At 38.0% G+C, this 10,353-nt stretch carries 11 protein-coding genes and 3 pseudogenes; 7 read left to right on the top strand and 7 right to left on the bottom strand.

What is annotated here, in order from left to right; genetic code table 11:
- A pseudogene (locus tag ACFQU8_RS08735) lies at positions 1 to 263 on the bottom strand (hypothetical protein); the annotation flags it as partial.
- An 859-nt stretch (positions 264 to 1,122) separates the two neighbouring features.
- Here ACFQU8_RS08735 and ACFQU8_RS08730 point away from each other — a divergent pair.
- Positions 1,123 to 2,013 carry a helix-turn-helix domain-containing protein gene (locus ACFQU8_RS08730; protein WP_382358827.1) on the top strand — a complete coding sequence of 297 codons (891 nt, stop codon included), beginning with the start codon at positions 1,123 to 1,125 and terminating at the stop codon, positions 2,011 to 2,013.
- A gap of 373 nt (positions 2,014 to 2,386) precedes the next feature.
- On the top strand, positions 2,387 to 2,692 hold the full coding sequence (locus ACFQU8_RS08725) for a DUF5839 family protein (protein WP_382358826.1): 306 nt from the start codon (positions 2,387 to 2,389) through the stop codon (positions 2,690 to 2,692).
- A gap of 697 nt (positions 2,693 to 3,389) precedes the next feature.
- On the opposite strand, the gene ACFQU8_RS08720 is transcribed toward ACFQU8_RS08725, so the two are convergent.
- Together ACFQU8_RS08720 and ACFQU8_RS08715 are read right to left on the bottom strand one after the other, a co-directional pair.
- The gene (locus tag ACFQU8_RS08720; RefSeq protein ID WP_382358825.1) at positions 3,390 to 3,719 is read right to left on the bottom strand and encodes a type II toxin-antitoxin system PemK/MazF family toxin; all 330 of its coding nucleotides are present in this window, start codon (positions 3,717 to 3,719) and stop codon (positions 3,390 to 3,392) included.
- Positions 3,720 to 3,953 (bottom strand): AbrB/MazE/SpoVT family DNA-binding domain-containing protein, encoded by a 234-nt coding sequence (locus ACFQU8_RS08715; RefSeq protein WP_382358824.1) that lies wholly within the window; start codon positions 3,951 to 3,953, stop codon positions 3,720 to 3,722. It lies immediately after the preceding gene.
- Between the two features lie 214 nt (positions 3,954 to 4,167).
- On the opposite strand from ACFQU8_RS08715, the pseudogene ACFQU8_RS08710 reads away from it, so the two are divergent.
- Positions 4,168 to 4,361, top strand: a pseudogene (locus tag ACFQU8_RS08710) (DUF4177 domain-containing protein).
- A 296-nt stretch (positions 4,362 to 4,657) separates the two neighbouring features.
- A complete protein-coding gene (locus tag ACFQU8_RS08705; protein WP_382358823.1) occupies positions 4,658 to 5,323 on the top strand; it encodes a hypothetical protein in 666 nt (221 codons plus the stop codon).
- A gap of 592 nt (positions 5,324 to 5,915) precedes the next feature.
- Here the strand turns inward: ACFQU8_RS08705 and ACFQU8_RS08700 are convergent.
- Positions 5,916 to 6,209 carry a hypothetical protein gene (locus ACFQU8_RS08700; RefSeq protein WP_382358822.1) on the bottom strand — a complete coding sequence of 98 codons (294 nt, stop codon included), beginning with the start codon at positions 6,207 to 6,209 and terminating at the stop codon, positions 5,916 to 5,918.
- The gene (locus ACFQU8_RS08695) at positions 6,206 to 6,508 is read right to left on the bottom strand and encodes a DUF2089 family protein (protein ID WP_382358821.1); all 303 of its coding nucleotides are present in this window, start codon (positions 6,506 to 6,508) and stop codon (positions 6,206 to 6,208) included. The genes ACFQU8_RS08700 and ACFQU8_RS08695 overlap by 4 nt, the downstream gene beginning before the upstream one ends.
- Before the next feature lie 746 nt (positions 6,509 to 7,254).
- Here ACFQU8_RS08695 and ACFQU8_RS08690 point away from each other — a divergent pair.
- From ACFQU8_RS08690 to ACFQU8_RS08680, 3 genes are all read left to right on the top strand, one after another.
- Positions 7,255 to 7,623 (top strand): type II toxin-antitoxin system RelE/ParE family toxin, encoded by a 369-nt coding sequence (locus ACFQU8_RS08690; RefSeq protein ID WP_382358820.1) that lies wholly within the window; start codon positions 7,255 to 7,257, stop codon positions 7,621 to 7,623.
- Positions 7,624 to 7,629: 6 nt separating this feature from the next.
- The gene (locus ACFQU8_RS08685; protein WP_382358819.1) at positions 7,630 to 7,938 is read left to right on the top strand and encodes a helix-turn-helix domain-containing protein; all 309 of its coding nucleotides are present in this window, start codon (positions 7,630 to 7,632) and stop codon (positions 7,936 to 7,938) included.
- 309 nt (positions 7,939 to 8,247) lie between these two features.
- Entirely contained in the window at positions 8,248 to 8,799 is a 552-nt protein-coding gene (locus tag ACFQU8_RS08680; RefSeq protein ID WP_382358818.1) for a hypothetical protein, read from the top strand.
- A gap of 20 nt (positions 8,800 to 8,819) precedes the next feature.
- On the opposite strand, the pseudogene ACFQU8_RS08675 reads toward ACFQU8_RS08680, so the two are convergent.
- Both ACFQU8_RS08675 and ACFQU8_RS08670 read right to left on the bottom strand, forming a co-directional pair.
- Positions 8,820 to 9,656: pseudogene (locus ACFQU8_RS08675) on the bottom strand (sigma-70 family RNA polymerase sigma factor); the annotation flags it as partial.
- Between the two features lie 241 nt (positions 9,657 to 9,897).
- Positions 9,898 to 10,353: hypothetical protein (locus ACFQU8_RS08670; protein WP_382358817.1), on the bottom strand; the 456-nt coding region annotated here is incomplete at its 5' end.

The following is a 10,353-nucleotide window of genomic DNA, read 5'->3' as shown; positions in this document are numbered from 1 at the left end:
TGATCAACAGTTGTATTGCCTTTTGATCTTATTTCTTTCAAATATCTTAATGCTGTAACGTCCTTTTCTACAAATAGTCTCGCCTGATACTTCCCTTTTTTTTTAGACCGTATAAACGTATATCCTTTGCTTTCCAATATTTGCGCGTACTTTCTAACAGCAGGTACTGATATATCCAGCATAGTCGCAACTTCACCTGTCGCATAAGCCTTTTCGGTATATTCCATATTGTCTTCTGTATTGCCCTTTGTATCGTCTGTCATATCATCACCTCACCTCTATTTTAATAAGAGTAACAGAAAAAAATATTAATGTCGCCGATAACTTTTGAATTTCAATACGATATGGTCCGCCATAGCTTCCTTTTCGAAAGTGGTGTTGAAAATGTAATAGTAAAAAATCATCGAAGTTGAAATGACTAATGAAAATAAAGCAAAACCGTTATGCCATTATAGGTTTTTTGTCTTAAAAGAGCCCCCGCAGGAAACCCAACTTAAATGCAGTTTTTTAGTTTTAAAAACCACTGCATATAGTTGGGCACTTCCATTTGGTCGTGATGTTTCTTTAACAAACGAAAGTGCATCTTCAAGATCCACGAAAGCTTAAAGTCGTCAATTCATAAACAAAACAATCATGCGTTTCAAAGAACGAATCTTTAAAACAAGAGCACCCTATATAAACACACAGAATCTTTCACAGCTCGTCTGATGCTTTCAGGACCAATACCCCTCATACTTTAACAAATAGGTCCTGTTTTTAATTATTGAACTCTATTTCAAATGCCATCTTTTAAATAACGATGATAACGTTCACTGGCCGATTTTACTTGAACATAAAAAAAGAACAGCAACCTCTTCTTTGGGTTGCTGTTCTTTCCATCAGACACCTAGCAAATGTTGTCAAAATTCCTGCCTGATGATAATATTTAATAGAGTTAAAAATTAAATTCCCTGTCCAAGTGTCCAGCCACAGACAATTTTTGGGCACAGGGGAATCACAAATGATTCAATCGTTAATTCAGAATCTATTTTACACATGAATGTACTGATTGTAAAGATTGAAGCCTTCGATTTCTCTGTTAGGTTTGGACATTTCGTGACAGGGATATAGGAGGTTTTTTTAATGGCACAAGATGCAGTCGTTATGTTTGAAGGCACAATTTATGAAAATGGTTATGGCTGGGTAGCTCAAAAAGTTATGCGTGATAGCAAAATCAGTATTCAAGCTAAAGCTATTTATTCTTACATATGCAGCCTGGCTGGTAATCCTACAGACATTGATGGTCGAAAAGCATTCCCCAGCATTTCTCTCATGAAGTATGAACTGGGAATAAAATCGCAGGACACCTTTTATAAGTACATGAACCAGCTTAAGGATAAAGGTTATTTGAAAATAGAACATGAAAAAGACGATAAAGGAAAATTTGAACGGAATATTTATAAAGTCATAGCCGTCCCTAATCCCCCTGAAAAGAATGATCAAAAAGCCAAAAAAGATCCATATCCCAAAAATTGGACTACGGATTATCCAAAGTCCAATTTTTCGACGTCGGATAATCCGACTACCGATAATTGGACTACTAATAGAAATAGAATTAATAGAAATAGAATTACTAACGATGATGAGAATAAAGAAATGCGCGCAAGCATTCGTGAAGAACTCACCCAACTGACTGAAAACAACCCGCACCTCAAATCGTTATTCGATCATCTGAAACGTGAGATGTTGGATCCCTATATTGTTCAGGACATTATGACGGAAATGCTCGATCAGCATGTGATAGATTATAGATTAATAGATGCCCGCAATCAGCTGGATTATATGAAAGACCAGATCAGCCAAGGTGAATCCTATACATACTTTGGACGTTTCTTCGTAAATGGTCTGAAAAAGCGTTCCAAAACGGCTCTGGACGTTGAACGTGAAAATGAAGTGGCTCAGCAGAAACAAGCCCAGCGCGATACAAGTATGTATTTTGATTGGCTAAATGATGGGCTGGACCCGGAAGTTTGATAGTCAATCCTAAGCTAATCTATTATTTAAAGCTTCACAGATGACCTGTGTGCTTCTGTTTTAAACTAAAAGGGTTAATGGCCGTGTTAACGTTAAAAACGATTTGAGAAGGTCCTGTATGTTTTCTGGATGGCTGGTTCATCAACCGCCACCTGGATGTAAAAGAGGGAAATGTCACCACCCGTGTTACCAGTCGCTCAGAGTGCCACTGGGTTACCCCTCTGGTGATGTGACATCTTGCTGAGGATTCTTGTGAGGCGCACCCGTCATTTGAGGGGCCAGCTCAGCTGGGTGATGACCTTTGATACCTATGCGCCACGCGCTGCTGGTATTCGGGCATGAAACGAATTTGATAGAAGGGGATGGAAGCGACATGGACGAGCGTAATGTTATCGCAGGCTATCACATTATAAGCTATGAAAACGGCGTTATGAATTTAAATATGAAAAAGCTGTATTATTGGCATATTCATAAGCGTTTTCGGCTGGATGATAAAACACCCATTCAAAAAGGGGATATTGTTATCGTTATGACAGCCAGAGGCCGTAGAAAGGTGTTAGTGATGGATGTCCTTCGGGAGGACAATACCGGGGACAAGAAAAAATACAAGCAGGTGAAGAAAATCGTTGAGAGGGCACCCGAAAGCTCCAGCCAAAACCAGGATTCATCATCGTCTTAAATGGGTTTTCATTTAACCAATAAAGTTGCATAATAGTTTTAATGCCCTGAAAAGGACGCTTGATCATGTTGCTGAAGTGCCCGATACAAATGAGTTTCAAGAATGAGCCAGTCTGCCATTACATATCTAGAGTATCCGTGACTTTTTAGGTTGGGTTAAGAATCTAGTATCTGGGATGGCCTCTTTCCCTAGTTTGGTGTTGGTTTGATAGTTTTGCTAGAACAAGTGGTAAAAGATATGGCAAAAGACCTGGTAAAAGAGGTGAATTTGGTATTTCATGTTAAATTTGCTCTAGCAGCGCCCCATCAGAATTCCCAAAGATTCGTACCCATGACCACACGCTCACAACGTCAGTTTTGACTTATGAGATCGTGTGGTCATGGGAAAATGGAAATTCTGATGGGCTGGTGAGTTGTTATGGCTAGATGTGTGGTGTGTTAGTTGTTGTTGGTGTGGTTTAGGTTTGTTTGTTAGTTCAAGTAAGGGGTGTTGGTTCAAGGTCAAAAGAGTTGTATAGGAGAAAAACTGTTATTCGGTTGAGTGATGTTATGACGTTTTGGGATCGTTTTTTATATTGTTTGTTGGTATTTTAGCATTCTGAGGTGGGCTGATTAAGTTGCTGGAATACTGGACGGTTCGTGATGTATTTTTTAAAAGCTGATTCTCAGTTTAGAAAATCAGCCTCAAATGTTTGTTGCTATAAAAATGTATGGATCTTTTTTAAACAGGTATCAATCACGTCATCAGGCGCTTGTGTTTTGATGGTGGCGTTTCTTGCCTGGAAGTCCAGATTTTTGAGCTGGTCCGTAATCACCACACCATCAACGGGTAAACCATCAGGCAGATGAACGTGGAAACCCCACTGTCTGGTGGTATGACTGATAGGACACACCGAGGCATAGCCTGTCGTTTGATTAAATTTGGCAGGCGATAGGACAAGCGCAGGCCGCCGCCCTGCTTGTTCCCGTCCGGTTTGCGGATTGAAATCTAAATAAATGATGTCGCCTCTGTCGGGTGTTTGCGTCATTTAGAGTTCTTCCTTTCCAGAAGAATCGCTGAATAGCTCCTCATGCGGATTGTCTCCTTCGCACTGTTCCAATAATTCCTCCAGTGTGAATTCATTTTCGACAGGCTGAATAATGATTTTTTCGCCATCGTCAGATACCTGAATGGGTGATCCACTTACAACGCCATATTTTTTAGCTATTTTTTGAGGGATGCGGACACCAATGCTGCCGCCCCATTTTTGAGCTGTCGTCATCGCTACCACCTCTTGTTTAGGATCTATATCCATTCTATCACGCTTTCTTCTCATTTTGTATATATTTATATATATTCCCTTAAGTTGTAAAAATGATACATCCTACGTGATCAAGATGAACCCATATTCTAATACCAGAATCGCTCTAATTTGTGATATGACGTTATGTTAAAATTTAATAAAGTTAGATTGTATAACTGGCGATAAATCATTTATGTACGAGTATAAGTTTGAAAGAATTGAATTGAGGGGGAGGCAACAGGCAGTGAACCAAAAGAAGATTATCACCAGGTCATACGTGATTATGCAGAAAAAGGATGGCGCTTTATACAGATCTTTTCGCCTTCAACCTACACGATGGGGATGGCGGGGTATTTTGAACTGATCTTTGAAAGAAAAATTGAATGATGCTTCTCTTCTGGGTATTTGATTTTAAAAGTCCCGCATAATATCTGTCTTTTGCCTCTTTTAAACAACAATTATTGTTTAAAATATTCAGTCTATTTATTTTTTTCAGATGAGCATTATTAAACATGAGGATGTTGTTAACTGTTCCCCGTATCCCCAAACATCCTAGTCCTTTACAAAAAAATATAAAACAAATATTTATTTTTACTTCCATAATATGGAAATTGTTTCGGAAATCTACTACAGTATAATAGAGAGTTATTTTACTATACTAAATGTAAGAAAGGTGATTCCAAATGAAATCAAAGTCTCTTGTAGCGTTAGTTTCATTGCTCATTTTCACATTGCCAATAAGTGTAGGTGCTTCATCTCTGAATAAAGCAGAAGATGGTGTACCTGAACAAAACATGGATAACTATATTAACCAATTAGAGACATATGTTAAAATTGATAATGATGGCACGATTAGTCTTGATTCATCGTATAAAGAAGATTTAGAAATACCGAAAAAAGTAACAGAAGGTATCGAGGATTGGATGAATTATCTTAATCAACTCGTTAGAGATGGAAAGGCAGATATAAATGAGGATTTAGAAGTTTCTGTTGATCAAGATGTTCAAGGACTTAATACTTCAAATGGAGACATATCATTATTTGCCTCAGGAAGAAGTGGTGTTGATGTCCATTGGTGGGGATACAATATATTTTTGAATAGCACTGAGACACGGACTGTTTACCAATCTTTCAAAACAAGTGGCGGAGCAATGGATGGAGCTGCGGTAATAAGTAGGTTTATACCAGTACCTCCTACACAGTTAGTTAGTGCAATATCAGGTGCGATTGGTGGAGGATTAGTAGGATTCGGTAATATGATACAGGATGAAAACCAGGGCAATGGAGTTAGAATTAGATTTACAGGTTTAGGTTATGCTGCTGTTCCTACAGGAGTCTTCCCACAATGATCTTAACGATTGGAGAATTATGATTGACTTACTATTGATAGCAGGCGTATTTATCATAATTTATATAGATATACCTATATTTAAGAAAAAAGTATATGATTATTCATATGTAGGTGCTTATCTAATATTAATAGCTATTCAAACCATAAACAGCGCGTTCATACATTTTATCTCTGATAGTTTTGTCTTGGGTTTGACCATAGCAATTTTATCACCCTTAGTGATTAAATTTATTTCAAGACCCAGTCAAAAAGAAAAGATAGAATATTAAATAGCTATAGTTTTTTACTAAAAAGTCGTGATTTACATGAATACAAAGGCCGTGACAGAATTATTATGTCACGGCCTTATTTTAGCTAGGTGTAGGATACTACTAATTATAAGAGGCCCTCTTTTTGGTGTATGGTTTCCTTAACTAGTTAAGGTTACCATACATGTCGTGAAAGGTCTAAAAGAAAAGCCTGTCAAATGGGGATTTCACATGTAAGGTTTTAGCAAAACATTACATCTAATCTTCCTTAAATAATAAAAAATTGTCTATTGAGACAGAGCTCTTGTTAAACAAACGTACCCATTTGGTGCACTACTTTGTTTAATCTCTCAAGTCCCAAGTCTTCATTTTATTTAATTCTTTTTTTCTCTTTCTCTTTAATGAGTTTCTTCCTTCTCCCCACAGACTCAAGAATACTAATGGCCCAGCTATCATAAAGAATAAATCCCTGGAAGAGTTTATTTCCAGTTTACCAAGAACCAACATACTCACTATAACAATAGCTAAAGCAGTCGGAATAATCGTTCCTAACCAAGGTATCCTACTTATCGATGCAAAGTGTTGAACAATAAATAGTAATATGGTTATTGTTATTGCTATTAACCAAGCTGTCATAACTTATCATCCCTCTCCTTTTTATACTTACTTATAATCAATTTTGCTTCTTCCAAATTGATTCGATCATCAATTGAGAGTTGTTTAATGAACTTTATAAATCCTTCATTATCTACAGCATCATTCAATTTTATTTTTTCAATCAACCTATCCAACCTTACTCTCACTGTTGGGTAAGAAACTTCATAAACTTTTGCAATTTCCTTTAAAGATCCCGAATTCACCACAAATTTCTTAATGAATTCCACATCTTCCTCATCCAAAGATAATATCCAATCTGGTACATCTTTAATATCCATATAGCTTCATCGCTCCTTAACTTTAGATTAGCATAAAATTTAATAAAATAAAATGTTTATTTAATAATATTTAATATTTATTTCATAAATAATTAAATATTATACAATAAAAAGGATTCTACTTTTTAAAAGCAGAATCCTTTTTATTAATATGATGATGACATTAATTTAACAAAATGGCCCCGATTGTTGAGCAAATTCCACTTAAATTTTGGTTGCTTTAATCCTATCACAACACGATTTTCACATGTAAGGTTTTAGGAAAACATTACATCGAAATGGCTTAATTAAAACAAAAAAGCCTGTCATTTTCAGACAGACCTAAAGATTGTTCAATTCCGCATACCTCTTCCAAATAAACTAAGCACAAAAACAACTGATACGACAAGTATAGCGCGAAGGAGATTATTATCGATATTCACGGCTACGATACCCAATATAATTGCAACAATAAGAGTTATTATAATAAAAATGATGAATTTTTTTGTGAAAAAGGTTTTTTTCTCATTACTTTTATATCCCAAGACTACACCTCACCATTTTAAATTTACTATGCCACAAATTGCCCCGATAGTTTAGCAATCCTTATTTAAATTTATATTGGTTCAATTTTAGCACAATTAAACTTTCACATGGGATGTTCTAGGAAAACATTGCACGGAAAAGAATAAAGAGTGTGAGAATACCTCATATTTTATTTTTGGAGATCAATTTCATTTTTATAACATATATATTATAATAAACGTATGAATATGGAAGAATGGGAAACATTAGAATACAAAACCATAAATAATGAGTATCCCCTGCTTGAGTGGTTAAAAACATTGCCAGCTAAAAAAGCAGCAAAAGTTTTAGAAGATATCGAGAGATTCGAACGTTATGGTCCTCGGCATAAACCAGGATTCTGTGAAAAAATAACGAAGAACCTTTCTTATATTCGAACGAAACAAGGAAGCGATGTCTTCCGAACCTTTTGGTTTCATTGGTACGGGCGTACTGCTGTTTTAACGCATGGTTATCAAAAAAAGCAAAACAAAGCTGATGAACGGGAAATACGCAGAGGCGAGGCGTACCGGAAAGACTGGCTCCAACGCTTTGGAACAGGAAAGGAGTAACGTGTTATGAGCCTGACAGACCGATTAGCAAAAAGCTTGGGAGAAAATGATTCCGAATTTAAACAGGTATGGGAAGATCCGGAACGCCAACAACAATTTGAATTGAGCTGCAAACTCGTTGAAATACGCAAGCAGCTAAATATGACACAACAAGAATTTTCACAGCGTATTGGTTTAAAGCAGTCCTATCTCTCCCGTCTTGAAAATGGCGAAATTGATATGACCCTTGGAAGATTTGGCGAAATTGCCCAGAAACTTGGCGGTCGTGTTCGTATTGATATCGACTTTGACAAGGATAACCTTATTAAACAATAACATCAGAACTTCCAACCATGACAAAAGGCTTCGTTCTCTTATATAGAGCTGGAAGCCTTTTGTCATGGTATATGTCCTTCTTGATAAAAAATAAAAAATGCCACTCTCATAAAAAGGGTTAACTAGGCCCAAAAAACAACCTGGTATAAAAATTCTTAATTAAAATATTCTAGGAAAATCAAATGCGTAATGGTTGTCTTAAGACAACATCACTACCTTAAGGTTTCATTTCAACAATTGTTGCATTAAAATAAGGATTTCATGTACACTTTATTTAATACAACTATTATTGCAAAGGATAGATAATTTATGGCGCTCTATAACGTGCGGGATGCTTTGAAACTGCTGCAGGCCTATAAAATAACGAGTCATGAAGAAAGTGTACGCCGATGGTTGCGTCAGGGGTATATTAAAGGGATTCCACCTAAATCCCGAAAAGAAGGATGGCTGATTCAGGAAGCGAATCTGCTAGCTTTCATCCGTGCCCGTATGCCGGAACATATGGATACTTATCCATCTAATACAACAAATGATGTAAAAGAAGACACACGAGAAGCCATTCGCGCGGAAATGTGGTGGGAACTGGCCAGGAAAAACCTCTTTGAGGACGCGCTGGAAGTTAAGAAATCTTCAGTACGCGCATGTGTGGAGCATATGGGCCTTTCCAAAGCATTCGAAACCTATGCATGGGGCTATTTACAGCAGCACAAACGAGGCTATGCGACACCGCGCATTCCCTATCTTTTGGAAGCTGCTTTGTTCGATGGCCATCGCATTAAGCTAGATACCGCCTATGAAACCAAAGAGGAACAGATCTTATTTGCGGTACTGGAACACCTGCGGCAGGAGAAAGTAACCTGATTCTGTTGTTCCTCTTAAGATCATTGTGGTAAAAAATCTTCTAGCTGCTGATCATAATCTGAATCACGGAGTTTGCGTAACGCTGTCGCTTCCAATTGACGGACTCTTTGCCGCGTGACACCAAATCTGGTGCCAACGTCCGCGAGAGTATGCATGTAACCATCGTCAAGCCCGAAACGAAGCCGCAACGCACTTGCTTCTTTGTCCGTTAATGCAGCCAAAACAAGATTCAGCTGTTCTTTTAATGCCTGATCAAAAGCCTGACCCGATGGCGACGGTATAGACGGATCCTCAATAAAATCGCCAAAATGGGTATCCCCCTCATCACTGACTGGCGTATCGAGTGAAACCGTATCCTGCATAAGACGCAGTATCTCACGTGCTCTATCAGGAGCTAGATCGGCTTTTTTAGCCATTTCCTCGACAGTAGGTTCACGGTCAAAATCCTGTAATAGCTGGCGATGAATGCGCATCAATTTGTTAGTGGCTTCTACGATATGAGTAGGTTTACGAATCGTTTTTGTTTGATTCATGATAGCCCGTTTTATGGCTTGAGTTATCCACCAGGTGGCATACGTGCTGAATCGAAACCCTCTCTGATAGTCATATTTCGCCACGGCCGTCATAAGCCCGGTATTCCCTTCCTGAATTAAATCTAAAAGCGGCAAGCCATTGCCGGTATAGCGTTTGGCCACATCGACCACAAGGCGCAGATTGGCCTCTGTCAGCTGCCTTTTGGCTTCCTCGTCCCCTGCCTCAATCCGGCGGGCAAGCTGGACTTCATCGTCAGCTGATAATAAATAAGCCTGGCTTATTTCCCTTAAATACATTCGCACGGTATCATCCATGTCCATGCCCAATTGACTACTGGCATAACTCCCCGGTTGATTAACCTTATTAGTCGTCATGATCGTTCTTTCCTTTTCCTATTAATCTATTATATTGACAGTTTCAATATAGGTGTATCATCATGCTACTATTCTAATTTACAAAAGCCTCTTTAGAATAGAAATGTCTTCATAATGCAACAATGATTGTATTATGAAAGCGTCTTGATGGTGTTCTCTCAATCATAACATCAATTGTCATATACGCGGGTCAATCATTCGTCTTACCCTTCCCGAAGAGTCTCGCAAAAAATCCGGGCTTTGACGACTCATTTGCCTCCTCAGATTCCTGTGTTGAGGCCAATTGTTTACGCGTTTCCAGTTTATCATCCAGAGTCTGTAACAAGGCCTGATCTCGCTCTTTTAACCGCGTATTTATGTATTCCTGTTGCTCATCCAGCCGTTCTGATAAATCTTTTATAAGTTCGTTCTGCTGCTTTATTAAATTCACGACATCTTCATTGGTATATTGCCCCTCATATTGTTGTGATTGTTCTGTATCGCCACCCCTTACAGCTTGTATCGCCCCCTTACCAAATCGCTCTATGACAATACTTGTAGCCTGATCAACAGTTGTATTGCCTTTTGATCTTATTTCTTTCAAATATCTTAATGCTGTAACGTCCTTTTCTACAAATAGTCTCGCCTGATACTTCCCTTTTTTTTT

The sequence above is a fragment of the Lentibacillus kimchii genome (assembly GCF_042666895.1).
Taxonomy (GTDB): Bacteria; Bacillota; Bacilli; order Bacillales; family Amphibacillaceae; genus Lentibacillus; species Lentibacillus kimchii.
The sequence above is the reverse complement of the archived record's forward strand: the minus strand, read 5'-3'. Positions and strand labels throughout refer to the sequence as shown.

What these genes read in the sequence shown, in the direction of transcription:
- ACFQU8_RS08705 (WP_382358823.1), top strand. Translation starts at nt 4,658, where the DNA reads ATGAAATCAAAGTCTCTTGTAGCGTTAGTTTCATTGCTCATTTTCACA.
- ACFQU8_RS08690 (WP_382358820.1), top strand. Translation starts at nt 7,255, where the DNA reads ATGAATATGGAAGAATGGGAAACATTAGAATACAAAACCATAAATAAT.
- ACFQU8_RS08715 (WP_382358824.1), bottom strand. Translation starts at nt 3,953, where the DNA reads ATGACGACAGCTCAAAAATGGGGCGGCAGCATTGGTGTCCGCATCCCT.
- ACFQU8_RS08680 (WP_382358818.1), top strand. Translation starts at nt 8,248, where the DNA reads ATGGCGCTCTATAACGTGCGGGATGCTTTGAAACTGCTGCAGGCCTAT.
- ACFQU8_RS08685 (WP_382358819.1), top strand. Translation starts at nt 7,630, where the DNA reads ATGAGCCTGACAGACCGATTAGCAAAAAGCTTGGGAGAAAATGATTCC.
- ACFQU8_RS08700 (WP_382358822.1), bottom strand. Translation starts at nt 6,209, where the DNA reads ATGACAGCTTGGTTAATAGCAATAACAATAACCATATTACTATTTATT.
- ACFQU8_RS08720 (WP_382358825.1), bottom strand. Translation starts at nt 3,719, where the DNA reads ATGACGCAAACACCCGACAGAGGCGACATCATTTATTTAGATTTCAAT.
- ACFQU8_RS08725 (WP_382358826.1), top strand. Translation starts at nt 2,387, where the DNA reads ATGGACGAGCGTAATGTTATCGCAGGCTATCACATTATAAGCTATGAA.
- ACFQU8_RS08730 (WP_382358827.1), top strand. Translation starts at nt 1,123, where the DNA reads ATGGCACAAGATGCAGTCGTTATGTTTGAAGGCACAATTTATGAAAAT.
- ACFQU8_RS08695 (WP_382358821.1), bottom strand. Translation starts at nt 6,508, where the DNA reads ATGGATATTAAAGATGTACCAGATTGGATATTATCTTTGGATGAGGAA.